This is a genomic window from Asanoa siamensis, from assembly GCF_016862555.1.
Taxonomy (GTDB): domain Bacteria; phylum Actinomycetota; class Actinomycetes; order Mycobacteriales; family Micromonosporaceae; genus Asanoa; species Asanoa siamensis.
Genome location: NZ_BONE01000020.1, coordinates 13,254 through 26,054 on the forward strand (window position 1 = coordinate 13,254; position 12,801 = coordinate 26,054).

General features: G+C 73.1%; 15 protein-coding genes. 8 read left to right on the plus strand and 7 right to left on the minus strand.

What is annotated here, in order from left to right:
* Window positions 1-19 precede the first annotated feature (19 nt).
* The 3 genes from Asi02nite_RS14255 to Asi02nite_RS14265 are packed head-to-tail and all read left to right on the plus strand — an operon-like array spanning window position 20 to window position 2,223.
* A complete protein-coding gene (locus Asi02nite_RS14255) occupies window positions 20-553 on the plus strand; it encodes a GNAT family N-acetyltransferase (protein ID WP_203713220.1) in 534 nt (177 codons plus the stop codon).
* 36 nt (window positions 554-589) lie between these two features.
* Window positions 590-1,120: a SigE family RNA polymerase sigma factor gene (locus Asi02nite_RS14260; RefSeq protein ID WP_239126713.1), complete on the plus strand. Its 531-nt coding sequence runs from the start codon at window positions 590-592 to the stop codon at window positions 1,118-1,120.
* On the plus strand, window positions 1,117-2,223 hold the full coding sequence (locus Asi02nite_RS14265) for a hypothetical protein (protein WP_203713221.1): 1,107 nt from the start codon (window positions 1,117-1,119) through the stop codon (window positions 2,221-2,223). Before Asi02nite_RS14260 ends, Asi02nite_RS14265 begins: the two co-directional genes overlap by 4 nt.
* A gap of 5 nt (window positions 2,224-2,228) precedes the next feature.
* Here the strand turns inward: Asi02nite_RS14265 and Asi02nite_RS14270 are convergent, their stop codons facing one another.
* The 4 genes from Asi02nite_RS14270 to Asi02nite_RS14285 all read right to left on the minus strand — a co-directional run bounded on the left by Asi02nite_RS14270 (window position 2,229) and on the right by Asi02nite_RS14285 (window position 5,381).
* Window positions 2,229-2,930 carry a GOLPH3/VPS74 family protein gene (locus tag Asi02nite_RS14270; RefSeq protein WP_203713222.1) on the minus strand — a complete coding sequence of 234 codons (702 nt, stop codon included), beginning with the start codon at window positions 2,928-2,930 and terminating at the stop codon, window positions 2,229-2,231.
* 14 nt (window positions 2,931-2,944) lie between these two features.
* On the minus strand, window positions 2,945-3,469 hold the full coding sequence (locus Asi02nite_RS14275; RefSeq protein ID WP_203713223.1) for a hypothetical protein: 525 nt from the start codon (window positions 3,467-3,469) through the stop codon (window positions 2,945-2,947).
* Between the two features lie 84 nt (window positions 3,470-3,553).
* Window positions 3,554-4,279, minus strand: a complete 726-nt coding sequence (locus Asi02nite_RS14280) for a MerR family transcriptional regulator (protein ID WP_203713224.1) — start codon at window positions 4,277-4,279, stop codon at window positions 3,554-3,556.
* A gap of 109 nt (window positions 4,280-4,388) precedes the next feature.
* Window positions 4,389-5,381, minus strand: a complete 993-nt coding sequence (locus Asi02nite_RS14285; protein WP_203713225.1) for an arabinan endo-1,5-alpha-L-arabinosidase — start codon at window positions 5,379-5,381, stop codon at window positions 4,389-4,391.
* 128 nt (window positions 5,382-5,509) lie between these two features.
* On the opposite strand from Asi02nite_RS14285, the gene Asi02nite_RS14290 reads away from it, so the two are divergent.
* A complete protein-coding gene (locus Asi02nite_RS14290; RefSeq protein WP_203713227.1) occupies window positions 5,510-6,049 on the plus strand; it encodes a hypothetical protein in 540 nt (179 codons plus the stop codon).
* On the opposite strand, the gene Asi02nite_RS14295 is transcribed toward Asi02nite_RS14290, so the two are convergent.
* Window positions 6,029-7,519: a dihydrolipoyl dehydrogenase family protein gene (locus Asi02nite_RS14295; protein ID WP_203713229.1), complete on the minus strand. Its 1,491-nt coding sequence runs from the start codon at window positions 7,517-7,519 to the stop codon at window positions 6,029-6,031. The two genes, Asi02nite_RS14290 and Asi02nite_RS14295, sit on opposite strands and share 21 nt — an antisense overlap.
* Window positions 7,520-7,678: 159 nt before the next feature.
* Between Asi02nite_RS14295 and Asi02nite_RS14300 the strand changes: the two genes are divergently transcribed.
* Genes Asi02nite_RS14300 through Asi02nite_RS14315 form a run of 4 tightly spaced genes read left to right on the plus strand, consistent with a single transcriptional unit; the run spans window position 7,679 to window position 10,078 of the window.
* The gene (locus tag Asi02nite_RS14300; protein ID WP_203713231.1) at window positions 7,679-8,290 is read left to right on the plus strand and encodes a TetR/AcrR family transcriptional regulator; all 612 of its coding nucleotides are present in this window, start codon (window positions 7,679-7,681) and stop codon (window positions 8,288-8,290) included.
* Window positions 8,291-8,311: 21 nt separating this feature from the next.
* Window positions 8,312-8,674 carry a metalloregulator ArsR/SmtB family transcription factor gene (locus Asi02nite_RS14305; RefSeq protein ID WP_203713232.1) on the plus strand — a complete coding sequence of 121 codons (363 nt, stop codon included), beginning with the start codon at window positions 8,312-8,314 and terminating at the stop codon, window positions 8,672-8,674.
* Window positions 8,671-9,150 (plus strand): SRPBCC family protein, encoded by a 480-nt coding sequence (locus tag Asi02nite_RS14310; protein WP_203713233.1) that lies wholly within the window; start codon window positions 8,671-8,673, stop codon window positions 9,148-9,150. The genes Asi02nite_RS14305 and Asi02nite_RS14310 overlap by 4 nt, the downstream gene beginning before the upstream one ends.
* A gap of 52 nt (window positions 9,151-9,202) precedes the next feature.
* Complete coding sequence (locus tag Asi02nite_RS14315; RefSeq protein WP_203713234.1) at window positions 9,203-10,078, plus strand: patatin-like phospholipase family protein; 876 nt, start codon at window positions 9,203-9,205, stop codon at window positions 10,076-10,078.
* Here the strand turns inward: Asi02nite_RS14315 and Asi02nite_RS14320 are convergent.
* Both Asi02nite_RS14320 and Asi02nite_RS14325 read right to left on the minus strand, forming a co-directional pair.
* On the minus strand, window positions 10,038-11,768 hold the full coding sequence (locus tag Asi02nite_RS14320; RefSeq protein WP_203713235.1) for an L-aspartate oxidase: 1,731 nt from the start codon (window positions 11,766-11,768) through the stop codon (window positions 10,038-10,040). The two genes, Asi02nite_RS14315 and Asi02nite_RS14320, sit on opposite strands and share 41 nt — an antisense overlap.
* A gap of 99 nt (window positions 11,769-11,867) precedes the next feature.
* Window positions 11,868-12,689 carry a poly-gamma-glutamate hydrolase family protein gene (locus Asi02nite_RS14325; protein ID WP_203713236.1) on the minus strand — a complete coding sequence of 274 codons (822 nt, stop codon included), beginning with the start codon at window positions 12,687-12,689 and terminating at the stop codon, window positions 11,868-11,870.
* Window positions 12,690-12,801 lie beyond the last annotated feature (112 nt).

Consider the following 12,801-nt stretch of genomic DNA (forward strand, 5'->3'; position numbering starts at 1 on the left):
GACTGCTTACGATAGTGGCATGTCGCTCACCATCCGGGCCGCGCGCACGACCGACGCCGCCGCCTGCGCCGCCATCTACCGGCCGTACGTCCTGGACACCGCGATCACCTTCGAGACCGAGCCGCCCACGGGCGCCGAGATGTCCGCGCGCATCGACGCGGCCAATCAGGAGCACGGCTGGCTGGTGGCCGAGATCGACGGGCGGGTCGTGGGCTACGCGTACGCCGGGCCCTTCGCCGTCCGTCCCGCGTACCGGTGGTCCTGTGAGGTCAGCGTCTATCTGGAGACCGGCCTGCGCCGCACCGGCGCCGGACGCGCCCTGTACGAGGCGCTGCTGACGAGGCTGCGCGAGCGCGGCTACCGCGTCGCGGTGGCGAAGATGACGCTGCCCAACGACGCGAGCGTGGGCCTGCACACCGCCCTCGACTTCGAGCGCGTCGGCGTGCATCGGCGCATCGGCTGGAAGAACGGCGCGTGGCACGACGTCGCCGTCGTCCAACGTGCACTGGCGGCCGACGACGCGCCGCCGGAAGATGGCGGCAGCGGCCGGTAACCCGTCGCCGGGCCGGATCGCGTCTACCCAGGTGACATGACCCGACCGGCCGCGGGGGAGCAGATGGGCACCGACTTCGAGTCGTTCTTTCGCGCGCGAGCACCCGCGCTGCTGCGCACCGCGTACCTCCTGACGGGTGATCGGCATCTGGCCGAGGACCTCGTGCAGGAGGCGCTGGCGCGCACCTTCCGGGCGTGGCGGCGGATCGGCGACAGCGGCAACCCGGAGGCGTACGCCCGGCGCGTCATGTACCACCTCCAGGTCAGCCGGTGGCGCCTGCGCCGCGTGGTCGAGACCATGCCGGGCGACCTGCCCGAGCAGCACGGTCACGTTGACCACGCGCACGACGCGGTCGAGCGGCTGGCGCTGCGGCGGGCGCTGCTGGCCCTGCCGGTGCGCCAGCGGGCCGTCGTGGTCCTGCGCTACTTCGAGGACCACAGCGACACGGAGATCGCCGACATCCTCAACTGCCGCGTCGGGACCGTGAAGAGCCATTCCGCGCGGGCCCTGCGCCGGCTGCGCGCGTTGATGCCCGACCTCGACCTGGCCGAAGGGGTGACCCGATGAAGGACCTGAAGCAGCGGCTCACCGCGTTGGCCGACGACATGGGTGACACCGACGTCGAGCCGTTGCGGGCGCGGGTGGACCGCACCGCGCGGCGGATCGGGCGCCGCCGGGCCGCCGTCGCCACGGTCGCCGCGCTGGCTCTGGTCGGCGCCGTCACCGTCGGCGGGCTGCGGTTCCTGCCGCGGGCGCAGGAGGCGCCGCAGCCCGCCACCAGCACCACGCCGACGCCGGCCGTCGCCAGCGCCACGCCGACAGCGACACCGACCGCCGGCGGCATGCCGGCCGTGCCGCCCGAGCGGTGGATCGCCGCCTACCAGACCGCCGACGCGTACGCGGTGCGCGAAGTGTCCGGCCGGACCTCCCGCGAGCTGGCCAGCAGGGAGTCCAACCCCAGGAACGGCGCGCCGTTCGCCATTGTGGACCTCGCCGCCGGTGGCGGCGGGAACGTGTACGTCGCCTCCTGCTGCGAGCCCGTGCCCGGCACCGTCCACAAGGTCGTCGACGGGGACACCGTGGCTTACAGCTTCGGCGTGCGCGTCGACGCCCGCGGCGACCTGGTGGCGGTCACCGACGCGCTGGGCGCCTGGATGCTGCACGTCGACGACCCGCGGAGCCCCGGCCGCGCCCTCGGCGAGCCGGTCGCGCAGGGTGGCCGGATCGGCGCCAGCGACGCGGCCGTCCTGCCCGACGGGCGGGTCGCGGTGCTGATCAACGCGGCCCACTTCGGCATCGGTGCCGACGCGCCGCAGTTGCTGTTGCTCAGCCGCGACGGCGCCCGGTGGCAGAGCCGCACGATGGCGCTCGAGCGCGACTACTGCGCGGTCGTCGCGCTGGCCGGTGGCGTGGGGCTGGTGCCGGCGCGGCCCGGCTTCCACCACGCCGCCGACCTCTGCGTCGCGGAGCGCCTCGACGTGCGCGACCTGACCACCGGCGACACCCGGCAGGTGCACCTGCCGGGCGGCCCGGCGGCCGAGGTCTCGACCGACGACGCCGGCAGGTACATCCTGGCCACCGGGACCGACGGCCGCCTGTCGTGGCTGACGGTCGACGGCCGTTCCGGAACGTTGGACGCGCCGGGCAACGTGCGCGCCGCGGACTGGTGAGGGCGTCAGGTCCGCGGCAGCACGGTCGTCGCGACGATGACGTTGTTGACGATCGTCGCCGTGACCGTGCGGGTGACCGCTTCCCCGGCGGCGCCCGCTCCCCAGTCGCCGCGCTCCAGTTGCTTGGCGCGCGTGATGACCGGCGTGGTCCACGGGATCTCGCGGTGGAACTGCGGCAGCGTGCCGCTGCCCGAGAGCAGGGCCGCGAGGGCCGCCACCCGGGGCCGGGGCTCGGCGCCGTCGACGAGCACCTCGCGGACGTCGCCGAGCAGCCCGGCCCGGCGGCCGTTGCCGCCGTCCGCGAGGGCGGTCGTGGTGAACACGCCGAGCGCCTTGCGGGTCTCCCGGCGCAGGTCGCCGCGGTCGACGAGCCGGTCCAGCAGCGGGCCGCGCAGGGTCGGCCCGACCGCGGCGAGGACCGTCTGGACACCGCGGGGCTTCCCGGCGACGTAGTCCCAGGCGGACCGCAGGATCTCGTCGGCCGGCGGACGGTCCTCGACCGCCTCCACCCGCGTCGTGCCGAGCCGGCCGGAGTCGGTCCGCACGTGGCCGCCGAGGCCGAGGTCCGCGAGCACCGCACCGGCGAGCGGGTAGTACAGCGTGTTCTCGCCGGCGATGGTGCCCGTACCCGACCTGGGGTTGGGTTGGAACAGCAGGAGCAGCAGATCCTCGGCCAGGATCGGCGCCGCGTCGGGCTGTCGGTTCATCGGTGTTCCTTTCGTCAGGCCACTGTGGAGAGCAGGCCCCAGGCCAGCGTGGTGGTCAGCGTGGTCCAGATGACGATGGCCACCCCCTGCCACAGCAGCACCCTGCCGCGTGGGATGCCGGAGCCGATCAGGATCGCGGACGTGAACTGGGTCGGGATCGCCAGCGGGCCGAGGATGCTCGCACCCGGCACGCCGAACCGGACCACGAACCGGCGGAACCGCTGCCGCCCCTTCGACTCGGGCTTCGCCGTCGCCGCCGCCGTCGCCGGCACCGCCCGCAGCGCCCGCCGGCGCGTGGCGGCGGTGCGGATCCGCGAACCGAGCAGGACGACCACGAGTACGCAGAGGAAGTTGCCGATCGCGGCGGCCACGGCGGCGGCGACCGGGTGGATGCCGCCGAGGACACCGATCGGGGACGCTCCCTCACCTTCGATGAACGGTATCGCGGCCGCCAGCATGACGATGAACGGTTGGACCAGGTCAGGCACCTGAGCCACGAGACTCTGGAAGTCCCGGACAAGGCTCTCGGTGGGATTCACGGGCAGGGCTCCTCGGGGTACGTAGGTCGAGTGCCCAGTGAAGACCGTGTTCCAGGAACACAGGCAAGCCCGTGGAGACCACCGTCACGTCCCGCGCAGGTGCTGCTGTGCGAGGAGGCTCGCGCGGTACAGGACGTCCAGTTGTGCCTTGTTGTAGAGCTCGGTCACGGCCGCGACGAACGTCTGCTGCGTGACCTGCTCGCTCTGCGACAGCCGGCCGGCCGGGTCGCTCAGCCACGGGTACGCGGCGAGGTGCTTCGCGAGGGTCGGCGCGAGCTGCTCGGCGAGGCGCTGCCGGGTCTCCTCGTCGGCGTCGGCCGGCAGCGTGTCGATGACGCTGGTGTCCTCGGGGTCCGCTTCCACCATGTCCCGCAGGTCGGCGAGCGCGTCCTCGTCGTACAGCCGGGTGTAGATGTGGATGATCGAGCTGTCGGCCTCCGACAGCCGCGAGGCCACGGATTCGAACCCCGGGGGTACGTCGGCCGGCGCGCGCTCACGCAGGATCGCCGCGATGTTGGCGCGCGCCTTCTCCAGGCGCTCGATGCGCGCCTGGAGCTCGGCGTCGACCTGCCGCAGGGCGTCGGGGGCGCTGTCGCCGCCCGCGCCGACCTCCGCGATCCGCGCGAGCGGCACACCGAGCTCGGCGAGCCGGCGGATGCGCAACAGGCAGACGAGCTCGGGAACGCCGTATTTCTTGTATCCGTTGTACCGGCGGCTGGGCTCGTCGAGCAGACCGAGCCGGTGGTAGTGCCGGATGGTGTTCACCGTCGTCCCCGCCAGCTCGGCGAGCTCGCGCGTGCTCCAGGCCATGTCAGTAGAACTGGGACAGCTCCACCGCTATTCCGACCGTTCTGCGCGGTTGCTGCCCGGAAGGGGCGGTAGTGGCCAGCGGGTCGGCCCGGGCGCCGGTCGACACTCCTCAGTAGACATGGGGCCAGCCCGCCGAGTCGTACGCGATGCGGTTGATGCCCAGCAGCGCGGCGCCGTTGTCGGCGTAGTAGTGGTAGACGAGCACGTCGCCGTCGGTGTCGGCGAGCACCGCCTGGTGGCCGGGGCCGTGGACGCGGCCGTGCCCGGCCAGCACCTGCGTGCCGCCGCCGGCCGTCATCGCGACGCCGGCGCGGTCGAGATAGGGCCCGGTCACGCTCGTCGACCGGCCGACCATCACCCGGTAGGTGCTCGCCGCGCCCTGGCAGCAGCGGTCGAACGACACCCAGAGGTAGTAGTAGGCGCCGCGGCGCACGATGAACGGCGCCTCGATCGCCCCGCCGCCGCGGCCCGCGACGCTCACCATCGTGGTGCCGGAGCGCAGCCCCGTCGACGGGTCGAGCGCCACCATCCTGATGCCGGACCAGAACGACCCGAAGCTCAACCACCACCGGCCGGCGGCGTCCACCACCAGGTTCGGGTCGATGGCGTTGAAGGTGTCGCTCGTGCGGGACTCGACGACCAGGCCGGCATGCGTCCAGGTGCCCGACGCGCCGGTGAGGCTGGTCGCCAGGAAGATGGCCGAGCGGTTGGAGCCGAAGGTGGACGCCGAGTAGTACATCCAGTAGCGCCCGTCGAGGTAGGTCAGGTCGGGCGCCCAGAGGTTGCGGCTGCCGGCGGTGTAGGCCGTCGTCCACGGCGCGCCGCCGGGGAACGCCGACCCCGCGTTCCGGAACGCCGTGCGGTCCGGAGACGTCTTGAGGCTGATGTCGTCGCCGGTGTGCGCCAGCAGGTATCCGCCGCCGGGCCCCCGGACGATCGCCGGGTCGTGCACGGCGACGTTCCCGGTCACCGTGCCGGGGTTCGGATAGGCGCGACCGGCGGCCGGTCGGCCGGACAGGGCGGTCACGCCGGTGACGGCGACGACCACCGCGAGGAACGAAGCGGCGGCGCGCCGCCGTCCGCGGGAGACAAGGGAGATCATGGCGTCCTTCCGCTTGGGGGAACGGAATGACGGTCAGGGCACGAACCGCCCTGACATGTTAACGTTAACAATCGATGATCGCCAATGCGTTCGGTTTCGGGTCGGTGGGCGCGGGGGTAGCAGACGGCATGGATCGCAACCTCGTCCGGGCCCTGGTGTCCGTCTGGGATCGACCGGCCTTCCGTGACGGCCTGCGGCACCTCATCGACCTCGACGAGGTCACGGCCCTGCTGGCCGCGCTCGCCGTCGACGACCGGTCCGACGAGGTCGACCTGCGGGTGATGAGCCTGCTGCGGTCGGCGCTGGAGACCACCGAGATCCGGCGCGCGGTGCTGCTGCTCGTCGACACCGACGACGTCCGGCGGGAGGTCACCGCGAGCATCGCCGAGGGGCTCGCCGACCGACCGGGGCTCGCGGCCGCCGTCACGTCCGCTCTGGACGATCCGGCGGTGCGGGCCGAGATCACCGCCGCGCTCGAGTCGCCCCGGCTGCGGGCCGCGGTCTGGCGGGCGGTGGACGACCAGTTCGGCGGCCGCCGGTGGAAGACGGTCACCGAACTGGTCGTCCTGCTGGCCCGGCACGGCCACGCGCGCCGCCTGGTCTGGATGCTCAAGCGGCACGGCGTCCTGCGGGAACTGCGCCGCCGGTCAGGACCGGCGGCGGCCTAGCTGCAGCGTCTCCAGCAGCCGCAGCCAGATCTCGCTGACCGTCGGGAAGCTCGCGACGGCGTGCCAGAGCCGGCTGACCGGCACCCGGCCGGTGATCGCGACCGTCGCCGAGTGCAGCAACTCGGTCGTGGCGCTGCCCACGAACGTCGCACCGATCACGGTGTCGGTGGCCCGGTCGACGACGAGCTTCGCCCGCCCGTCGTAGTGCTCCCGCGAGATCGCCGCCCCGGAGATGGCCGCGATGTCGTACTCGGCCGTCTCCACGTCGATGCCGCGCCCCCGTGCCGCGGCTTCGGTCAGGCCCACGTCGCAGACCGGCGGATCGAGGAACACCACGTGCGGCACGGCGTCGTACTCCGCGGTGGTCAGGCTGTCGAACGGTGGCTCGGTCAGTGACCGGCCGAGCGCCCGCGCGGTGATGACCTCGCCCGCGACCCTGGCCTGGTATTTGGCGAAATGCGTCAGCAGGGCCAGGCCCGTGAGGTCGCCGACCGCGTAGAGCCAGTCGGTGCCGACCACCGTGAGCTGGTCGTCGACGTCGAGATAGCCGTGCGGCGCCGGGATGCCGACCGACTCCAGCCCGATGTCGTCCGTGCCGCCGGTGCGCCCGAGCGCGACCACGATCTCGTCGGCCTCGATCTCGTCGCCGTTGTCCAGCGTGACGGTCACCGGCCCGCCGTGGAGGTGGCCGATCCCCCGCTGCCGCGCGTCCGGGCGGCGGACCCGGGTGACGGTCGTGTCCAGGCGCAGCGTCACCCCGGCCTCGGCGAGGTGCCGCGCCGCGAACTCGCCGACGAACGGCTCCATCGTCTTGAGCAGGCGCGGGCCGCGGTGCACCAGCGTGGTGTCCGCGCCCAGCGCGCGCAGCCAGGTGACGGCCTCCGTGGCGACCGGTCCCCCACCGAGCACCACGACCCGCCCGGGCACCTCCCGCAGCGCCGTGACGTCGCGGGACGTCCAGGGCAACGCCTCCGCCAACCCGTCGGTGGGCGGCACGGCCGCCGTGCTTCCCGTCGCCAGCACCACCGCCCGCGTCGCCGTGATCGTCCGCACCGATCCGTCCGACGCCGTCACCGCGACGGTCCGCTCGCCGGCCAGCCGCCCGCGGCCGCGGACGAGGTCGATCCCGTTGGCCTCGAGGAACTCCACCTCCTGCGGGTCCGCGTAGTGGAACGCGATGTCGTCACGCCGGGCCAGCACCGCCGGCACGTCCAACGGGCGGTCGCCGAGGATCTCCCGTACGCCCGGCAGGTCCCGACCCACGCTGCGCGCCTCGACGGGCATCAGCAGGGCCTTGCTCGGCCGGCAGGCCCAGTACTCGCACTCGCCGCCGATGAGGTCCTCCTCCACCAGCACGGTCGAGAGGCCGGAGAACTGGCTCGCGTACTGCGCCGCCGTCTCACCCGCCTGGCCGCCGCCGACGACGATGACGTCCCACTGGTCCCTGTCCCGCGTCGCACTCTCGGACACGACGATCCCCCTCCGCTTTACGCCCTCTCGCACCCTGTCAACCCTGACGTCGGGTCGTGGGCGTTTCGTCCATCTCCGCCCGTCCGAAAACTGGGCTACTCAGCCCAGTTAACGTCGAGATAACTGGGCTGTCAAGCCCAGTTACGGTAGGCTGGCGGCATGTCCGTGACCGACCGCCGGCTCACCCGCAGGGGCGAGGCCACCCGCGCCCGCATCGTCGAGACGGCGGCGGGACTGATCTACGCGCACGGCGTCGCGCGCACCAACAACGAGGCGGTGCGCAGTGCCGCCGGGGTCAGCGGTTCCCAGCTCAGCCATTACTTCCCCGACAAGGAGAGCCTCCTGCGGGCGGTGCTGCGGTGGCGGGCCGACGCGATGATGGGCCTGCACCAGACGCCGCCGCAGGGTCCGCCCGACAGCATCGCCGCCCTGCGCTCCTGGGCCGACTCCAACCTGACCGACGAGACGGTCCGCGACGGTGGCTGCAGCTTCGGCTCGCTCGCCGCCGAGGTCATGAAGTCCGGCCTCGACCTGAACGACGAGATCGCCGGCGGCTTCGACCGCTGGAAGGCACAGCTGCGCGAGGGCCTGACGGCGATGCGCGCCGCGGGCGTGCTGCGCCCCGACGCCGACCTGGAGCACCTGGCGTACGTGCTGATGGCCGCGTTCCAGGGCGGCATGCTGCTGAGCCAGGGCGCCCGCGACGTCACTCCACTTCGGAACGCCCTGTACGGAGCGATCGCCTACGTGGAGACGTTCGGTAACGCGTAACCGATGTGTTACGCTTTCGCGGTGGACGAGGTAGCGGGGGCGATCGCCGACCAGGTGCGGCGGGAGATCCTGCTGATGCTGCGCGACGGTCCGCTCACCGCCGGCCAGATCGCGGACCGCTTCGCGATCAGCCGGCCCGCCGTCAGCCGTCACCTGCGGGTGCTGCGCGAGGCCGGCGTGGTCAGCGACACCGCCGACGGCCGCCGCCGCGTCTACGCACTGGTCACGGCGCCGCTCGACGAGTTGGCGGGGTGGCTGGAGCGACTCACCCGGCCCGCCGGCTGGCAGCACCGCCTCGACGCGCTGGAGACCGAGGTCTACCGCACCCGCCGCGAGCGGCGCTCGGCCGCCGCGCCCGACCGACCCCAGGAGAAGACCGCATGAGCCCGACACCCACCGGCCGCCTGCTCGGCAACGACCTCGTCCTGACCCGCACGTTCCGCGCACCGGCCGCCGACGTGTGGGCGAGCCTCACCGATCCCGAGCGCACCGCCCGCTGGTACGGGCCGTGGAAGGGCGACGCCGCGCCGGGCCGCACGATCGAGGTCCAGTTGATCCACGAGGACGGCCAGCCGTGGACGGAGATGACGGTGGACGCCTGCGAGCCGGCCCGGCGACTGGCGCTGTCCGCCGTCGACGCGCACTACCGGTGGCACCTGGACATCGTCCTGGCCGAGGAGGCGGGTGTGACCGAGTTGCGGTTCACCCAGCACATGACCGACACCGACGGCGTCGGCGACATCGGCCCGGGCTGGGAGTTCTACCTCGACGCGCTGGTGGCCGCCCGCGAGGACCGCCCGGCGCCGCGGTTCGACGACTACTACCCGGCGATGAAGGACCACTTCGAGGCACAACGCTAGGCACATCGGCCCGCCGCCGTCACAGATCGGGTGGCCGTCCGGTCGAACAGGTATGGACCTCGACTCGCTGCCCCGTCCCGTGGCCGTCGCGTTGGGCGGTGGTGGTGTGCTCGGTGCGGCGCACGTGGGAGTGGGCAAGGCACTGGAGGCGCGCGGATTCGTGCCGGACCTCATCGTCGGCACGTCGGTCGGCGCGCTGACAGGGGCCATCGCGGCCGCCCACCCCGACCGGGCCGCGCCCTGGCTCGAACGGGTCTGGACCGGACTGCGCCGCCGCGAGGTGTTCCCCTTCGGCTCGCGCGCCAGCATCTTCGGCGATCGCGGCCTCCGCCGGCTGATCGCGCGGGCCGCGCTGCCGCCGCGGATCGAACAGTTGGGGATCCCGTTCACCGCGGTGGCGATGGACCTGGCCGCCGGCGGCCAGGTGCTGCTCGACCACGGCGACCTGGAGTCCGCGCTGCTGGCCAGCACGGCCATCCCCGGCGTCCTGCCGCCCGTGCGGCGCGACGGCCGCACGCTGGTCGACGGTGGGGTGATCGCCTACGTCCCGGTGCGCGCCGCCCGACAGGCCGGGGCGGCCAGCCTGGTGGTGCTGGCGACGGGCCCGGAGAGCCAGCCGGTACGCCCGATGTCGCGGCGCGGGGGCGCCGGTGCGGTCGCGGTGCGGGCCGGGCTGCTGATGCTGCACGAGCAGATCGAACGTGACCTGCTCGAGGTGTCGAAGGACGTGCCGACCGTGGTGCTGCCGACCGGTGTCGACAAGTGGCCCGCCCCCTGGGACTTCGCGCACGCGCAGCGGCTCATCGACACCGCTTCGGCGACGTCGGGCCGTTTCCTCGACCGGCTGCGGGTCAGCGGGCCCGGGCTGTATCGAATGTCCGCAGTGGTCACTCCACCAGCTTGCCGACCGACGACACCTCCGCCATGAGCGCGGCGATCTCGGCCGGCACCGGCTCGACCTCCTCGCGGACGACGCCGTCGGCGGGCGACCAGACCAGGTTGACCCGCAGAGCCGGGTCGAGCTCCGGGTAGTCGCCGCGGTTGTGGCAGCCCCGGGTTTCGCGCCGCTCCAGGGCCGCCGCGAGCGTGGCGCGGGCCGCGAGCGTCGACGACTTCAGGTCGAAGGCGTGCGCGAGGTCCTGGAACCCGGCGATGTCGGGATGGATGCCGACGGCCGCCGTGCGGGCCTCGATCGCGTCCAGGTCGGCGAGGCCGGTGCGCAGCCCCGACTCGTCGCGGACCACCCCGGCGTACGCGGTCATCGTGTCCCGGACCGCCCGCTGCAACGCCCGCACGTTCTCGGGGCCGTCCGCCGCCAGCAGACCGTGCACTTCGGCGCGTGCCTCGGCGGTCGCGGCCGCGGACCGACGTTGCACCTCCAGGCCCGCCGAGTACGCGGCCGCGGCCTCGGCGACGATGCGGCCGTAGACGAGCAGCTCGATCAGTGAGTTGCCGCCGAGCCGGTTGGCGCCGTGCAGGCCGCTGGCCGCCTCGCCGACCGCGAACAGGCCCGCGACGTCGGTGCTGTGGTCCTCCGGCCGCACCCAGACGCCGCCCATCGAGTAGTGCGCCGTCGGGGCGATCTCGATCGGGTTCACCGTGATGTCGAGCATCTGCAGCTCCAGCATCATCTGGTAGACCCGTGGCAGGCGCCGCATGATGGTCTCGCGCGGCAGGTGCGACACGTCCAGCCAGACACCGCCGTTCGCGGTGCCGCGACCCTCCTGGATCTCGGTGAACTCGGCCAGCGCCACCCGGTCGCGGGTCGACAGCTCCATCCGCTGCGGGTCGTAGCGCTCCATGAACCGCTCCCCCGCCGCGTTGCGCAGGATGCCGCCCTCGCCGCGGGCGGCCTCCGAGACCAGCGTCCCGGCCGCGTTCTCGGGCGCGAGGATGCCGGAGGGGTGGAACTGCACGAGCTCCGGATCCCGGATGCGGGCGCCGGCCAGGACCGCCAGCCGGAAGGAGTCGCCGGTGTTCTCGTCGCGCCGCGAGGACGTACGCCGCCAGATCCTGGTGTGTCCGCCGGTGGCGAGGATGACCGCGTCGGCGTGGACCGCGTAGCGGGTGCCGTCGTTCACGTCGAAGCCGTACGCGCCGAACACCACGTTGTCGCGGACGAGCAGGCGCGTCACGTACACGGTGTCGAGGATCGGGATGTTCAGCTGCTCCGCCCGGCGCACCAGCGTCCGCTGGATCTCCAGCCCCGTGTAGTCACCGGCGAACGCCGTGCGGCGGTAGGTGTGCGCGCCGAAGAACCGCTGCGAGATCCGGCCGTCGTCCTCGCGTGCGAACGCCATGCCGTAGCGCTCGAGATCGTGGATGCCGCGCGCGGCACCCTGGGCGACGACCTCGACGGTACGCGGATCGGCCAGCAGGTAGCTCTCCTTGATGGTGTCGGCGGCGTGCTGCTGCCAGCTGTCCTGCGCGTCCATCGTCCCGAGCGCGGCGTTGATGCCACCGGCGGCCAGCGTCGTGTGCGCGTCGGAGCGCGGTCGCTTGCCGACCATGATCACGTCGACTCCGCGCTCGGCCAGCTCGATCGCGGCCCGCAACCCGGATCCACCGGTCCCGACCACCAGCACCGCGGTCGCCAGCCGCCGTTCCGCAGCGTTCATGGGTCCCACCACCTGTCGCGACGTCGTTCCTCACAAGGCTAGGCAGGCCGACTCCGCGGACCGTTGCGGCTGATGCTGCGCTGACCGCAGGGTCACGAGTCACCGGTTGGGCTGGCCGGCCTCCAGCCGCGCGATCGACGCGCGGGCCGCCGCCACGAAGCTCCAGAACAGCGCGGTGGTGGTGTGCCTGCGCTGCGCACGGGTGTTGACCTCGAACATCGCGGTGCGCAGCGGGGTGGTGATCTCCAGCTGGGCGCCGGCGCCGAGCAGCGTGCGGTTGGCGATGTTGGCCGGGTCGTCGCCGTCGAGGTCCTCGTGCGCGATCCCGGCGTCGATGGCGGTGATGCCCGCGGCGTTGAGGTCCTGCAGCAGGAACTGCTTGAACGTGGCGTTGCGCCCACCGACCAGCACCGCACGTGCCTCGTCGGGGAGGCCCGCCTGGGCCGCGGTGCACCCGTGCAGGCCGAGCGCGTTCAGCGCGCCGCCGCACAGCGACCGGGCGACCAGGTCGTCGCAGTGCGACGAGCTGATGTGCAGGTCGGCGTTGTTCGAGGCCCGCAGGCCCTCGAACATCCAGTAGTCGTGGGTCGGACCGGCGGCCGCCAGCGTGGCGGGGTGGTAGCCGGCCACCGCGAGGCACAGCTCGGAGGTGCCGACCTCGATGCCGCCACCGTGCGGCGCGAGGACCGCGGTGCGCGGATAGCCGTCGCCGGTGCCGAGGTTGTCGTCGAGCCCACCGTGCCGCCGGTGGCGCCGCCCGTAGTCGACCCCCTCGACCAGCGCGGGGTCGGCGTAGAGAGCGGTGTTGGAGGGATAGAGGTCGGCGGCCGCCGCGGCCGGTGTGGCCACCCCGGCGAGCTGCGCCGCGGGCACCGCCACCGCGATCGTGGCGAGCAGGTGCCTTCTGCTGATCAACGTCATCGTGTCCGTCCCCGTCGCCCACCCGTCATGGTCCCGCGAAGTATCTCAATATTCGTCGCGCTGGATGGCCCGATCGACGCATGCGTGGCCGCGCGTTGGGTAGGAGTTGCCC

Excerpts from the sequence above, each read along its gene's own strand:
- Asi02nite_RS14285 (WP_203713225.1), bottom strand. The coding sequence starts at position 5,381 with ATGATCTCCCTTGTCTCCCGCGGACGGCGGCGCGCCGCCGCTTCGTTC.
- Asi02nite_RS14260 (WP_239126713.1), top strand. The coding sequence starts at position 590 with ATGACCCGACCGGCCGCGGGGGAGCAGATGGGCACCGACTTCGAGTCG.
- Asi02nite_RS14265 (WP_203713221.1), top strand. The coding sequence starts at position 1,117 with ATGAAGGACCTGAAGCAGCGGCTCACCGCGTTGGCCGACGACATGGGT.
- Asi02nite_RS14270 (WP_203713222.1), bottom strand. The coding sequence starts at position 2,930 with ATGAACCGACAGCCCGACGCGGCGCCGATCCTGGCCGAGGATCTGCTG.
- Asi02nite_RS14320 (WP_203713235.1), bottom strand. The coding sequence starts at position 11,768 with ATGAACGCTGCGGAACGGCGGCTGGCGACCGCGGTGCTGGTGGTCGGG.
- Asi02nite_RS14300 (WP_203713231.1), top strand. The coding sequence starts at position 7,679 with ATGTCCGTGACCGACCGCCGGCTCACCCGCAGGGGCGAGGCCACCCGC.
- Asi02nite_RS14290 (WP_203713227.1), top strand. The coding sequence starts at position 5,510 with ATGGATCGCAACCTCGTCCGGGCCCTGGTGTCCGTCTGGGATCGACCG.
- Asi02nite_RS14255 (WP_203713220.1), top strand. The coding sequence starts at position 20 with ATGTCGCTCACCATCCGGGCCGCGCGCACGACCGACGCCGCCGCCTGC.
- Asi02nite_RS14315 (WP_203713234.1), top strand. The coding sequence starts at position 9,203 with ATGGACCTCGACTCGCTGCCCCGTCCCGTGGCCGTCGCGTTGGGCGGT.
- Asi02nite_RS14280 (WP_203713224.1), bottom strand. The coding sequence starts at position 4,279 with ATGGCCTGGAGCACGCGCGAGCTCGCCGAGCTGGCGGGGACGACGGTG.
- Asi02nite_RS14310 (WP_203713233.1), top strand. The coding sequence starts at position 8,671 with ATGAGCCCGACACCCACCGGCCGCCTGCTCGGCAACGACCTCGTCCTG.
- Asi02nite_RS14325 (WP_203713236.1), bottom strand. The coding sequence starts at position 12,689 with ATGACGTTGATCAGCAGAAGGCACCTGCTCGCCACGATCGCGGTGGCG.